This window comes from Butyrivibrio sp. MC2013 (assembly GCF_000424585.1).
In the GTDB taxonomy this organism is placed as follows: Bacteria; Bacillota; Clostridia; order Lachnospirales; family Lachnospiraceae; genus Butyrivibrio.
On record NZ_AUKE01000026.1, the window covers coordinates 1 to 13,954 of the forward strand.

At 45.7% G+C, this 13,954-nt stretch carries 9 protein-coding genes and 1 pseudogene; 6 read left to right on the forward strand and 4 right to left on the reverse strand.

Annotated features, from left to right (window positions below; translation table 11 throughout):
• The 3 genes and pseudogenes from G636_RS20730 to G636_RS0112450 all read left to right on the forward strand — a co-directional run.
• Positions 1–266 (forward strand): annotated as a pseudogene (locus G636_RS20730) (IS66 family transposase); the annotation flags it as partial.
• A 142-nt stretch (positions 267–408) separates the two neighbouring features.
• Positions 409–1,398, forward strand: a complete 990-nt coding sequence (locus G636_RS0112445) for a LacI family DNA-binding transcriptional regulator (RefSeq protein ID WP_026508319.1) — start codon at positions 409–411, stop codon at positions 1,396–1,398.
• A gap of 219 nt (positions 1,399–1,617) precedes the next feature.
• Positions 1,618–3,930, forward strand: a complete 2,313-nt coding sequence (locus G636_RS0112450; RefSeq protein WP_196803107.1) for a glycogen/starch/alpha-glucan phosphorylase — start codon at positions 1,618–1,620, stop codon at positions 3,928–3,930.
• A gap of 89 nt (positions 3,931–4,019) precedes the next feature.
• On the opposite strand, the gene G636_RS0112455 is transcribed toward G636_RS0112450, so the two are convergent.
• A complete protein-coding gene (locus G636_RS0112455; protein WP_026508321.1) occupies positions 4,020–4,628 on the reverse strand; it encodes a TetR/AcrR family transcriptional regulator in 609 nt (202 codons plus the stop codon).
• Positions 4,629–5,388: 760 nt separating this feature from the next.
• On the opposite strand from G636_RS0112455, the gene G636_RS0112460 reads away from it, so the two are divergent.
• Positions 5,389–7,479, forward strand: a complete 2,091-nt coding sequence (locus G636_RS0112460; RefSeq protein WP_026508322.1) for an efflux RND transporter permease subunit — start codon at positions 5,389–5,391, stop codon at positions 7,477–7,479.
• A gap of 45 nt (positions 7,480–7,524) precedes the next feature.
• A complete protein-coding gene (locus G636_RS0112465; protein WP_196803108.1) occupies positions 7,525–10,149 on the forward strand; it encodes a hypothetical protein in 2,625 nt (874 codons plus the stop codon).
• A gap of 201 nt (positions 10,150–10,350) precedes the next feature.
• Here the strand turns inward: G636_RS0112465 and G636_RS0112470 are convergent, their stop codons facing one another.
• The gene (locus tag G636_RS0112470; protein ID WP_026508324.1) at positions 10,351–10,962 is read right to left on the reverse strand and encodes a hypothetical protein; all 612 of its coding nucleotides are present in this window, start codon (positions 10,960–10,962) and stop codon (positions 10,351–10,353) included.
• Positions 10,963–11,276: 314 nt separating this feature from the next.
• Here G636_RS0112470 and G636_RS0112475 point away from each other — a divergent pair, with 314 nt between their 5' ends.
• Positions 11,277–11,954, forward strand: coding sequence for a CatA-like O-acetyltransferase (locus G636_RS0112475; protein WP_026508325.1), 678 nt, complete (start codon positions 11,277–11,279; stop codon positions 11,952–11,954).
• A gap of 3 nt (positions 11,955–11,957) precedes the next feature.
• On the opposite strand, the gene G636_RS0112480 is transcribed toward G636_RS0112475, so the two are convergent.
• Positions 11,958–12,851: a hypothetical protein gene (locus G636_RS0112480; protein WP_026508326.1), complete on the reverse strand. Its 894-nt coding sequence runs from the start codon at positions 12,849–12,851 to the stop codon at positions 11,958–11,960.
• A gap of 17 nt (positions 12,852–12,868) precedes the next feature.
• A complete protein-coding gene (locus G636_RS0112485) occupies positions 12,869–13,813 on the reverse strand; it encodes a DMT family transporter (protein WP_026508327.1) in 945 nt (314 codons plus the stop codon).
• Between the last annotated feature and the right edge of the window lie 141 nt (positions 13,814–13,954).

The following is a 13,954-nucleotide window of genomic DNA, read 5'->3' on the forward strand; positions in this document are numbered from 1 at the left end:
TGTATAAACGAATGGAGAAATACATGCATAACCATCTGCTGTTCCTTCATGATAAAAGAGTTCCGCACAATAATAACTTAAGTGAGCGTCAGGCTCGTAAGGTAAAACGTAAAATCAAGCAGGTCATGACATACCGGTCATTCAGCAGTCTAGAGTATTACTGCGATGGATTGGGTGTGCTGGTTACGCTGCGCGAAAATGATCCCAGCAATATTTACACGAATGTGTCAGAGATATTTGATAGAAAATACCGGTGGTCCGACTGATAAAAGTCTAGATCACCGGTATTTTTATCTCAAGTTGGGGTCTGAACAGTAACTGCTATTGCTTAAAAGCTCCATATCGGAGTATATTAAAGAGTGGAGAAAACGATTTCTTAATAGAAAACTAGCCCGCACGGAGGATATCATGGTTTCGATCAAGGAAGTAGCCAAAGAGGCAGGAGTGGCTATCAGTACTGTCTCCAAGGTTCTGAATAATTATCCCAATGTAAGTGAGAAGACCAGGCAGAAGGTCATGGACGTAGTGAACAGGACAGGCTTTGTCCCCAATCAGCTGGCGGCATCCCTGTCCAGCAAGAGCATGGGGAGAGTGGCTCTCCTGATCAGGCTAAACACCAAGACCCAGGCCATAGATGAGATAGATATGCAGTATATAGCCGGCGCTGTTAACAAGGCCAGGGAGATTGGACTTGATGTGGTCACGCTCTTTTTTAGCATGATAGAGGATATGAGCCTGGAGGAGATGAATGTATACTTCCGCAGCCAGTCTATCAAGGGCCTGATCATATACGGTATGACCGGCAGGGACAGGACTCTGAGGAGCCTCATCAGATCCGGTGAATACAGGACTGTTGTCATAGATTCTCCTGACTATTCTGAGTCCTCCTCTTCAGTGGGTATCGATCATGAGGCAGCGCAGTTTGATGTTATCAAAAAGACTGCCCGGGATAACAAGTCCCGTTCCATGCTCTACATAGCAGGCTCCAGAGACAGCTATGCTTCTCAGCAGCAGCTCTCGGCAGTAGCCAGAGCTGCCAAAGAATTGAAGATGAAGGTTCTCATCAGAAATGGCAATCTCTCTGAGCTGGCAGCCAGGAATATCGCCCTGAAATATGCCAGGGGCAAGGATATGGTGGCCTGCGGGTCTGACCTGATGGCTATAGGCGCCATGAAGGCCCTGATAGATATGGATATATTCAGACCGGTGTGCGGCTTTGACGGGATAGTGCTCATGGGATATGTGGGCAAGCAGATGAATACGGTCAAGCAGGATTTTGCCCAGATATCATCAGCGGCGGTGGAAGAGATGCAGAGCCTCTTGGCAGGCAACCCCGGCAGACGCATTGTCATCCCTCATAAACTGGTAAGGATCAAATACGAAGATATCATCAGATAAAAAAGTTCTTGCAGAAAACGTTTTCCTGTGCTAATCTATTTTTACAGTAACAAGAAAACGTTTTCCGATATGAAATGATTTTTATATTCTTCTCCTAAAAGGCTGAAGATATTATCTTTGGATACCGAAAAAATGATTCGGAGGAAAACATGTGTTTATAATGCGGGGAGGCCGCATACTGAGTTTCTATAGTTTTTTGTACAAGCAGAAAGGAGCAATATGGCAACTAATATGCAGAAGGACATTCTGGTCCTGAATCTTGAAGAGCAGATCGAGAGGAGCAGTCAGAGACAGTATGACAAGTGTTTCAGGGACTGCACAGACAAGGAGTCTTACTACGTACTTCTTGATGTTACAAACGAGCTTCTGAAAGTTGCAGAGCCTATTGTTGGGGAGAAGAAGGTATATTATATCTCTATGGAGTTCCTGATCGGTAAGCTTCTGTCCAATAACCTGATCAACCTCAAGGTATATGACAAGATAAGCGATATCCTAGCCAAGAACGGTAAGAGCCTGGCTGATATCGAGGAATATGAACCCGAACCCAGCCTTGGTAACGGCGGTCTGGGAAGACTGGCTGCATGCTTTCTGGATTCCATCACTACACTGTCCCTTCCCGGAGAGGGCATCGGCCTGAATTATCACTACGGCCTCTTTAAGCAGGTATTCAAGGACAATCTGCAGTACGCTGAGAAGGATACCTGGCAGGAGAACAAGTCCTGGCTGGAGAAGACTGACATCAGCTTTGATGTTAACTTTGGCAAGAAGAAAGTTACTTCCAGACTCTATAACCTCTATGTAACAGGCTATGATTCAGGTATCAATAAGCTCCGTCTCTTTGAATGCGAAGGCGTTGATGAGTCACTGGTCAAGGAAGGTATCAGCTTTGATAAGAAGAAGATTGACAAGAACCTGACTCTTTTCCTCTATCCCGATGATTCCGATGAAGCAGGTAACATGCTCAGAATCTATCAGGAGTATTTCCTGGTAAGCAATGCTGCCCAGCTCATCCTCCACGAGATGAAGGAGAGACAGTATGACCTTAGAAAGCTCTATGATCATGCTGTAATCCAGATCAATGATACTCATCCTACCATGATCATCCCTGAGCTGATCAGGATCCTGGTAGAGGACAAGGCTCTGTCCATAGATGAGGCTATAAATGTAGTATCCAAGACCTGCGCTTATACTAACCACACCATCCTGGCAGAAGCTCTGGAGACATGGCCCCTTAAGTATATCAAGAAGGCTGTTCCTCAGCTGGTACCTTATATCCAGGCTCTGGATGAGAGAGTAAAGGCCAGGTACAAGGATCCTGATGTACAGATCATCGACAAGGATAAGAGAGTACACATGGCATTCATCGATATCCACTATGGCTTTTCTGTAAACGGCGTGGCCGCTATCCATACGGATATCCTTAAGAATACCGAGCTGAATAAGTTCTATAAGCTCTATCCTGATAAGTTCAATAACAAGACCAACGGTATCACCTTCAGAAGGTGGCTCCTGTCCTGTAACCATCCTCTGGCAGACCTGATCTCTGATGCTATCGGAGACGGCTACAAGAAGGATGCCATGAAGCTGGAAGATCTTATGTCTCACATTAATGATGAGACCTTCCTCTCCAGACTGGAAGAGATCAAGATGCTCAAGAAAAAGGAGCTGGCAGCATACCTTGAGAAGCATGAAGGCGTGACTGTAGATCCTGAGTCTATCTTTGACGTACAGGTTAAGCGTCTCCATGAGTACAAGCGTCAGCAGATGAACGCCCTCTATATCATCCACAAGTATCTGGAGATCAAGGGCGGCAAGAAGCCTCAGCGTCCTCTGACCTTTATCTTTGGAGCAAAGGCTGCACCTGCATATGTGATCGCAAGAGATATCATTCACCTGCTGCTATGCCTGCAGGAGATCGTAAACAACGATCCTGATGTTAATAAGTACATGAAGGTGGTAATGGTAGAGAACTATAACGTAACCTACGCTGAGCATCTGATCCCTGCCTGCGATGTATCAGAGCAGATCTCTCTGGCATCCAAGGAGGCATCCGGTACTTCTAACATGAAGTTCATGCTCAACGGCGCTGTGACTCTGGGAACAGATGATGGTGCCAACGTAGAGATCCACCAGCTGGTAGGCGATGACAATATCTATATCTTCGGTATTGATTCTGATACTGTAATCGAGCACTATGCCAAGGCTGATTATGTATCCAAGGATTACTACAAGAAGAGCAAGGTCATCAAGGAGGCTGTAGACTTCATCGTAGGCAAACAGTGCATGAAGGTGGGCAACAAGGAGAACCTGGAGCGTCTCTACAATGAGCTCCTTAACAAAGACTGGTTCATGACTCTCATTGACCTTGAGTCCTATATCGAAGCCAAGGACCGCATCTTTGCTGACTATGAGAAGAGAGACAAGTGGAAGAGGATGATGCTGACCAATATCGCTAAGGCTGGCTTCTTCTCATCTGACAGGACTATCGAGGAATACAATAAGGATATCTGGAAGCTGCAGAGAGCAGACTAAAGAGATCTGAAATAAGATAATAAATAGTAGCGCCATCCGGGAGAAAATGGTATCCCGAATGGCGCTTTTTGGTATTGTTTGGATGCACTTCAATGTCGTAAAGTGTGTGCCTTCACAATATCCCTGACAGTTCTGTGGAGATAGGGCTTTAATTCTTCAAGGCTGCAGGGTCTGTTCTCTATGATAGCGCTGTATCCCGCTGAACCCGCCAGCTCCACGATCATAAAGAGCATGATCTCAGGCTCTGTGAGCTCCTTATCGGAAATCTCCACTATACTTTCCAGTACATTTGCAAAAGAGACATCTTCAAACAGAGGGCCGGGATTCTCAATGGCCTTCTCAAATATGCCCCATGACAGGTCCTTGTGGATAAAAGCCAGAAGGGCCTTATTTTTGGCCAGTTCATCAAGGATGTGATCCAGCATGAAGATGATCTTGTCCTCTATGGCGGGTAGATCCTCTTTCTCAAGTGCGTTCAGAGCCGACTCAAATAGCTGACTGGATTTGTGCATAATCAGCCTGTCCTTGATGTCATACTTATCCTTGAAATAGAGGTAGAAGGTACCCTTGGCTACCCCTGCCTTCTCTACTATATCTGATATAGAGGTCTTCTCGATGCCTTTGGTGGTAAAGAACTCAAAGGATGTATTCAGAAGAGACTCTCTCTTTTTCTTCTTATTGGAATCAAGCTTTCCCATCACTACTCCTATAAAACACCTTTAAACTGCTTACGACTACATTGTAGCGCATATCTTCTTCCGGCAACAAGCTTTGGCGATAAACGCCAAATGACCATTGATATAATTTGTCGCCTTCGCCCTGCTCAAACAACTTTCTCCTGGGCGCTTGAAGGCTGCGAATGAAGAATAAGCAAAACTACCATTTGAAGTGAAGGTTCACTGCGGAAAAAGCTTCTGCCGCAGTGCCATTATAATGCTTGCTTACGGAGAAGTAGCTCGCTTCAGGATATGCACAGCCGCTGCTGCGAGTCCCCGCTAGTGAACATCAATCTACGTCCCGGCTACAAATAAAGATTTTATAAAATTGCAAAAGAAATATTGACTATTGGTCATTTTTAGAGTATACCATATTTAAACGAAATGACCAATGGTCATTTATGGCGTGGACGTAATATTTGCGAAGCAAGGCACCTCGATTTACTGTTCGTCACAATCAAGTAGATTTCAGTGCTGCTGAAGAAGAATATTTTACAAAGTGAGCATTCGCTTAAAATGGTAGTTTTGCTTATTCTTCAGTGCAGCCTTCAAAGCGCCCACGAGAAAACTGTTTGAACCGGGCTGAAAGCCCGGTGAGTTTTTTCGAGTGCGGCGTGTTTTATGAAGGCTGCAGAAGAATTTAGCAAAACACCATTTGGAGCGGGCGAGCGTGGAAAATATCTTCTTCTGTAGCACATTGAAAAAACTAAATTGGACGAACAGGAGGCGCAGGAAGGAAGATATGAAGAAGATATCAGAGATGATTGTGAGATGCCGGTATTTGATTTTGGCAATAGCCATAGCGCTATTGATCCCCTCAGCCATAGGCTATGTGAATACCAGGGTTAACTACGATATTCTCTCTTATCTGCCCGGAGAGATTGAGACTATGAAGGGGCAGGATATATTAGAGGAGGAATTTGGCACCGGAGCATACTCGCTCTTTATAGTAAAGGGCATGGAGGATAAGGATGTCCATAAGCTCAAGGAAGAGATAGAGGGTATAGATCATGTGGCGGATGTTATCTGGTATGACTCCTTTATGGATATGTCGGTACCTATGGAGCTGCTGCCGGATGATGTTTATGAGGCGTTTAATTCCGGAGAAGACACCATGATGTTCATCATCTTTGATGAGACCACTTCCAGTGATATGACCATGGAGGCCATCAGAGATATCAGGAAGGTGGCTGATAAGGACTGCTTCCTCTCAGGCATGTCAGCTATAGTTACAGATACAAAGGACCTGGCAGAAAAGGAAACCCCTGTATATGTGCTCATAGCCGTTATACTGGCGATCATAGTATTGTCCCTGACTATGGATTCTTATTTGATTCCTGTATTTTTCATCTTATCCATAGGAATGGCTATTGTATATAACCTGGGAAGCAATGTTTTCTTTGGAGAGATATCCTTTATCACCAAGTCTCTGGCGGCGGTGCTGCAGCTGGGTGTGACCCTGGACTATTCTATTTTCCTCTGGCACAGCTATGAGGAGGAAAAGGCTAAAGGCCTGGATAATAAGACCGCAATGTCAGAAGCTATATCAGCTACCTTTGTATCAGTCATAGGCTCTAGTATCACTACTATTGCAGGATTTATAGCTCTTTGCTTTATGAGCTTTAGGATAGGTCTGGATCTGGGCGTAGTCATGGCCAAGGGCGTGGTACTGGGAGTGATCTCCTGTGTGACTGTACTACCGTCCATGATCCTCATATTTGACAGGCTGTTAAATAAGACTATGCACAAGCCGCTCCTTCCCGATTTTAAGGCTATTCCTGACTGGATAGGAGAGCATTACAGGATTTTTGCAATCATCTTTTTATTGCTGCTCCCTGTTGCGGTATATGGAAATGCTCATACCAAGGTCTATTATGATTTGACACAGACTCTCCCTGCAGGGCTACCTTCTTCCAAGGCCCAGGCAGAGCTTGATGACAATTTTGATACCGCTACCACATATATGATTCTCATTGATGCGGGCCTGGACAGAAAGCATGTGTCCATGATGTCTGATGAGATAAAGGCTGTAGATGGTGTGGATGCAGTACTTGGTCTTGACAGTGTGACAGGCGGTCTTATACCTGATGAGCTGATACCCGAAGAGATAAAGTCCAAGCTCTCATCCGATGATTACAAGCTGATGATAGTGACCAGCTCTTATAAGACAGCTTCAGATGAAGTAAACAGGCAGATTGAGTCTGTTTCAGATATAGTAAAGAGCTATGACCCTGAGGCAATGGTCGTAGGCGAAGCGCCCTGTACCAAGGACCTGATCACCATAACAGATCATGATTTTAACGTAGTCAACTGGGTATCCATAGGAGCGGTATTTGCCATTATCCTTTTGGTACTGGGATCTGTATCACTCCCGTTTATACTGGTGGCGGTCATAGAGTTTGCCATCTTTATAAATATGGGTATCCCTTATTACACAGGCGCGGTGCTGCCCTTTATAGCATCGGTAGTCATAGGTACTATCCAGCTGGGTTCTACCGTTGACTATGCGATCCTCATGACTACCAGATATCTCAGGGAGAGAAGGGATGGCTATGACAAAAAGGCAGCTGCTACCCGTTCCCTGGAAGCCTGTATGAAATCCATCATTGTAAGTGCTCTTTCATTTTTCTCAGCTACCTTTGGCGTGGGTCTGATATCCAGCATCGATATGATAGGTTCGCTGTGCATGCTCATGGCAAGGGGCGCTATTATCAGTATGTTTGTAGTCATCCTGGTGCTGCCTGCCATGTTTATAATATTTGATCCCATCATCGTGATGACAGACAGGAAACTGCGAAAGAGAAAATATGAAGATAGACCTATTGAAGCATAAAAAAACGCTAACGAGCAGAAAGGAATACTTATGATTAGAAAATATATGATCAGATCAAAGGCAGCTATGATAGCAGCTATAACAGCATGTACACTAATGGCCTGCAGCAGCGCGGCTGCAGCAGATAAGGCGGCTGAGGCTGAGAGAATAGAAATAGAAGAGTCATCAGAAAATATGATGACAGAGGGAACAGATGAGGACAATACAGGAGACCTGCTGGCCAGGGCAGCCGCTGAGAGCGGACTATCCTCCTCATCAGCAGCTGATAAGGAAGAGACAGTATATGTCATCGCGGATGCCACAGGTCACAAGCAAAATGTTATAGTCAGCGACTGGCTAAAGAATACAGGTAAGACCAGCCAACTGACTGACTATACTCTCCTGACAGATCCTGAAAATGTCAAAAGCGACAATGGTTATGTGAGAAACGCTGATGGCACCATTACCTGGGATGCTCAGGGAGCGGACATATATTATAAGGGTACAACTGACAAGGAGCTGCCTATAGATGTCAAAGTAAGCTATTACCTGGACGGAGTGGAGATGGAACCTGATGATATAGCCGGTAAGAGCGGCCGTGTGACCATCAGATTTGATTATGAGAATCGTGATGAACATGAAGCTATGGTAAATGGCAAGGAGGCCGGCATATATACTCCTTATGCTGTGATATCAGGAGCAGTGCTTGATGCAGACAGATTCAGCAATGTGGAAGTCACAGGCGGCAAGGTGATATCAGAGGGTAACAACCTCATTGCCATGGGCACCGCTCTTCCCGGATTAAAGGAGAGCCTGGGCCTTGATGATGGAGACCTGGAGGAAATAAAGAATAAGCTTTCAGAAGGTGACAAGTCAGATGATGACAACACCGGTGATATAGAAGCAGCAAGTGATGAAAAGAAAAGTGGGTCAGATATCAGGATCCCTGACTATGTGGAGATAAGTGCAGATACTACAGCCTTTAGCCTGGATATGACCATGACCTACGCAGGTACAGGACTATTAAATGATCTGGGACTGGAGCAGGGGAGCGATGCCATTATCCCCGGTGATCTATCTGATAAGGCAGATGAGCTGACAGATGGTGCAGATCAGCTTGAGGAAGGCAGCGTGTCTCTCCATGACGGCTGCGTGACACTTAAGGATGGCAGTAAGAAGCTCTTGGATGGCGGGGCAGAACTCTTTGACGGATCATCAGCTCTGGCAAGCGGCTGCATCAGCCTTAAGGACGGCAGCAGCTCACTGGCAGAAGGTGCAGCAAAGCTGGTAACAGGTACAGGGAGCCTGGCAGCAGGAGCTGTTACTCTAAAGGATGGCACTGTTACTTTAAAAGACGGAGTGGATAAGCTAAAAAGTGGAACATCCTCTATGAAGGCAGGAACAGGTGAGCTTCTGAAGGGAACAACAGATCTGAGTAAAGGTGCAGCTGAGCTGGCGACAGGTACAGGCAAATTAAAGAGTGGTGCCCAGACTCTGGGAACAGGTATGGCCTCATTGGAAAGCAGTCTTGAGACCTTCTCTAAGGGAGCAGAAACCTTGAAGAACAATACCAGCGGCATCTCAGCTGCAGCAGACGCAGTATCAGCCATAAAGGGAGCTCTGGGAAGCGGCGTTGACGAGACATCACAGAACACTGTGATAGGTGCTCTGAATCTGATGATAGGAGGAATGGATGCTTCTAAGGCAGCAGGTACACAGAAAGCTGCTGAGCTAACACAGGCAGCAGGATCGTATTCTGCTGCAGCAGCCCAGGCTCTTCAGGGCATGCAGTCTTGCCTTACAAGCAGCACATCGGATAACAGCCTGGAAGAGAAATCCTATGACGAATATCTCTCTGAATATACTGATAACATCATGAAGGCTGCAGAGATCAAGGGCAGGCTCTTGCAGATGCAGGAGGACTCTACAGCCAGTGAGACTATCTATAATTCATTGGTAAGCCTTAGAAATTCTGCTGTTACGCTAAAGACCCAGGCAGTGGATCCCCTTAGCGTAGCTATCAGCTCTGACAATATGGCAGCTCTGGAAAACGGTATCAGCTCACTCTCTACAGGTGCAGATGCGCTAGTACAAGGAGCTTCTCAGCTGCTTAGCGGGGCTCAGGACTTGTCTACAGGTATAACAAGCGTAGATGACGGAGCAAATAAGCTATCTGCCGGCAGCAATAAGGTAAATGCAGGCGTCAGCAGCCTTGATAGCGGCGCAGCCCAGCTTGATGCAGGAGTGGGCGCCCTCTCTGATGGAACTGGCAGCCTGGTAGACGGCGCTGCTAAACTGTCTGGTGGTGCATCTGAGCTGGATAATGGCATGAAGAGTCTGGATGCCGGAGCACAGAAATTAAACGGCGGAGCCGCAGAGCTTGCAAGCGGAGCATCCAGTCTTCGCGATGGTTCACTGGAGCTCAAGAATGGCCTTGGCAGTCTGAACAAAGGCGCCGGTGATCTGGAAAGCGGTGCTCTTGATCTGTCCCAGGGTATGATCAAGTTTAATGATGAAGGAATCAGTAAGCTGAGTGATGTCTTTGGAGACAATCTTACAGAGCTCTCAGACAGACTCTCTGCCCTCGCCGACCTTAGCAGCAATGAAGAATGCTTTGGCGGAGCAGGAGAAGGAACAAGCTCCAGCGTCAGCTTCATCATCAAGACAGCAGCTGTGAAGAGTGATGTCTGAACTTACGACATAGAAGTGCATCCATGCACTTCTGAGCATGTCGGAATACATCCTTGTATATGACATAGAAGTGCATCCATGCACTTCTAAGCATGTCGGAATACATTCAAAAAAGATGAGGACTGCAATTAGTCCTCATCTTTTTTGCACCAAACGGATACGTTGCATCTGATTACTTTGCTACAGACGGAATTAATATAATTATTGGGGTACATCAGTAGTGTATTTTCTATCTGTTTCAGCTGTGTCTTTGGCAGTGTCAGAGGAGCTGCCTGAAGTCAATATGTCTACAAAAGGAGCCATTAGCTTGGATTCTTTTTTTATCTGCATGTTTTCTATAACAGACAGGATCACAAATAAGATATAGAGGATGGGGAGCTGAGATAAGAGCGCGCCGTATACGATCCCTAGAAATGTGAAATCAAGGGCAGCCTGCTCTATGGTAAAACCAAGTCCCAAATATAAGTGAGCAAAGATCATGCCTATGATAGGAAGGATGCCAAAATAGGACAGCTTCCTAAGCCTGGGGTAACAGATCACAGCCAGTGCTATGGGCATCAGCATCAGCAATGCGATCATCATAAAGAATATGCCAAAACGTCCGCTGTCCAAAAATCTGGATGCCAGTCCAAGATAGGACATGCCTCCTTCAGGCCAGAGATTAAAGAGGTTTGCTGATGAAAAGAAAGGGCCTTCCAGTGAATAATCCAGCTTTGGTCTGAATATGGGAAGGAGAAAAGATATACTGATCACTATTGAGATCAGCATCATAGCTATCTGTAAAAGAGTAGAGCTTCTGAATTTCTTGTTCATGTTTATCCTCGCTGTCTAAAGATGCCTGGCCTATTTGCCAGCAACATGTTCTCACGAAACACGCAGTAAATGTGTTTTTCTGAATGATCAATAAATTGTTAAACTCGCAAACGCTTCGCTTTTTGCTCGTTATAAAATCACTGCTGACGCAGTTCTACGGGTACGGGGCTTATAACCCCGCACCCGTAATCAAGATATTCCCACCACCTAAAGGTGGTGGGTTATCTTGATTATTTTATATATACCATTATACATCGTTTGGGGTTTTGATATACTGTATTGTAGATGTTTAACATATAATGTGGAGGTCATAAATGAATTATAAGAGTATTGATATGAGCACATATCCCAGGCGGGATCATTTTGAATATTTCAAGGATATGGAATATCCTTTTGTGACCATGACCGTGCAGGTTGACATCACTGACTGGCTAAGGAGACTCAAAGAATCGGGATATCCTCTTTTTCTCTGCTTTCAGTATGCGGTGAGCAGGGCTGTCAACAGCGTGCCGGAGTTCAGACAGAGAATACGTGGAAATGGGATCATTGAATATGATCAGTGCAATCCCTCCTATACAGTGGGGCTCCCTGACGGGACTTACAGATATTGCATGGTCAATGCAGACCAGCCTTTAAAAGATTATCTGACGGAAGCAAAGATCAAACAGGAGAAGGCTCTTAATTCCAGCCATCTCCAGGAGGAAGAGGATGTGGAGAGCCTCTTATATACATCCTGCGTTCCCTGGCAAACCTTCAGCGGACTGACTATGCCTTATCCTGATACTCATTTTTCCATACCCAATGTGGTATGGGGGAAATATACTACGGAAAAGATACCTGCTCTGGAAAACGGCAGTCTCATAGAAAAGGATAAGACTACCATCCCTGTCTGCGTCTTCGTAAATCATGCGCTTATAGACGGCATACACATATCTGCGTTTTTTGCCGCCTTGGATAGAGAACTGAAGGAAATGGTATTTTCGGGATCATAATGATCAAAAGAGGTCCAGTGAACTATCCAGGTAAATGGCTTCTCTTACCTTTAGCTGATAGCCGGGCTTTGTCATGTAGTATAAGAGAAATTCCAGTACTATGGCACTGCCCAGGCTCCTGCCCTCTATCTTGAAATTGGAGATGCCATTTGGCAGATATCTGCCCAGGATATCGGCGGTGCCTATAAAGCATGGACTTTCCATGGCATCTGAGAAGCGGTATCCATTTGACGAGCCGTGAAAGCGGCAGATATGATCCTCTATATCTTCGCCCAGATTTTTGGCAGATACATTTTCATAACAGCGGCGCCTGTCAGTGCAGGCGGGGCTGCAGCATTCGTTGCAGAGAAGTTCAAGCTTTTCTTTTTGCGCATCTGTGAGAGAGCAGAGCTTATCATAGGTTGAGTTTAGCCTGAAATCCGGCACTACAAAGCGGTAATCATCATTATTCAACTCGTTTATAAGTAGTCCCATATCAGTGATCACTTTGGTAGTAGATGATACAAAATAAAAAGAGGGATAATGCTCCCTGATATAGTCAAGGAGAAGGTCGGAAGCTATGATCACGCCATTTGCAGCTGTTGAGCTTTGGCTAAACAGCTCGCAGAGCTGATTGCAGCGCCGGTCTGACAGATGCTCTTCTCTGACCAGCAGGTTGCTAAAGGTCAGGCGGGCAGATATGCCATATTCATTCATAAGAGCGTGCACCTTATGTGGATCTGCATCTCCAAAGCCTACTCGGCCGCCGCCCCATAGAGCATCACCCGGAGCGCCGTAGATAGAGCCTATCTCGCACCAGTCATGGAAATATTCCCTGTGCTCTCTGTACAAGGGCAGGAAGAGTTTGTAGAGTTCATAGAATTCAAATAGTCCGGGTAAATGGTAGTATGCTTTCATAGTTGCATCCTGTCCTTTTAGTTCTTGATAGCTTTTGCATTAGTATTTACTATTATGATCCCCAGAGCCACCATGACAAGAGATAGGAGTCCTGTCAGGGAGAAGGCTTCCTTATTTTCCCCAAGAAAAACTGCTGACAGCACGACACCCATCACAGGATTGATAAAGCCAAATACTGATACCCTGCTGACAGGATTGTGCTTTAATAGTATTCCCCAGAGGGTATAGGCTCCTGCTGAGATAAAGCCCATGTAGATAAGATTGTATATACATGAAGCAGAGTAAAATACAAGCTCTCCGCCCATGACCCACCCAATGATATAGAGGATAAGGCCCCCGAGAGCAAACTGGTAACCGCTCAGGATCACAGGATTCTCATGGGATGAGAATATCTTGATGCAGCATGCGGAGAAGGCATAGAAGAGAGTAGCAGCGATCATGGCGCCCTCTCCCTGTATACTGATGCTACTTCCTGTAAGTGCAGAAGGGCCTCCCAGGATCATGACTATTCCTGCAAAGCCTATCAGGCAGCCTGTGAACTTGCGCATAGTCAGCTTCTCTAGCCTGAACACGTAGACAGCTGCCAGTATGGCCAGGAAATTGCCCGAAGCATTGATGATGGAGCCTCTCACGCCGCTTATATATGCCAGTGACATAAAGAAAAAGAAATACTGTCCTACAGTCTGCAGGAGGGACAATATCGCAATATATTTAACTGAGCCTCTCTTTGGCAACAACAGGAGCCTTGCTATTACAGAACCCAATATGACAGTCATGGCACCTGCGATCATAAACCTGGCTCCTGCCAGCATGATCCTGGAAGCGGTATCATCTGCCGCTATATTAAAGAGCTTGTAGGCTATTTTGATAGCTGGAGACGCACTGCCCCAGAGCAAACAGCAAAAGAGTGCTGTGATGAAGGTTACGGGCATGTATGCCCAGATGGATATATTCTTATTCATAAATCTGGTCCTTAATAACTAATGGAAGCACTTCAATGTCGTAATTCAATAGTATACATTCTTGGATAAAATATCCAAGAATGTATGCAAATAGGCCATTTGAGAGCGGCTAGGGCCGCTGGGCCTATTTGCCAGATTCAT

What these genes read in the sequence shown, in the direction of transcription:
- G636_RS0112475 (WP_026508325.1), top strand. Translation starts at nt 11,277, where the DNA reads ATGAATTATAAGAGTATTGATATGAGCACATATCCCAGGCGGGATCAT.
- G636_RS0112485 (WP_026508327.1), bottom strand. Translation starts at nt 13,813, where the DNA reads ATGAATAAGAATATATCCATCTGGGCATACATGCCCGTAACCTTCATC.
- G636_RS0112450 (WP_196803107.1), top strand. Translation starts at nt 1,618, where the DNA reads ATGGCAACTAATATGCAGAAGGACATTCTGGTCCTGAATCTTGAAGAG.
- G636_RS0112445 (WP_026508319.1), top strand. Translation starts at nt 409, where the DNA reads ATGGTTTCGATCAAGGAAGTAGCCAAAGAGGCAGGAGTGGCTATCAGT.
- G636_RS0112460 (WP_026508322.1), top strand. Translation starts at nt 5,389, where the DNA reads ATGAAGAAGATATCAGAGATGATTGTGAGATGCCGGTATTTGATTTTG.
- G636_RS0112465 (WP_196803108.1), top strand. Translation starts at nt 7,525, where the DNA reads ATGATCAGATCAAAGGCAGCTATGATAGCAGCTATAACAGCATGTACA.
- G636_RS0112455 (WP_026508321.1), bottom strand. Translation starts at nt 4,628, where the DNA reads ATGGGAAAGCTTGATTCCAATAAGAAGAAAAAGAGAGAGTCTCTTCTG.
- G636_RS0112470 (WP_026508324.1), bottom strand. Translation starts at nt 10,962, where the DNA reads ATGAACAAGAAATTCAGAAGCTCTACTCTTTTACAGATAGCTATGATG.
- G636_RS0112480 (WP_026508326.1), bottom strand. Translation starts at nt 12,851, where the DNA reads ATGAAAGCATACTACCATTTACCCGGACTATTTGAATTCTATGAACTC.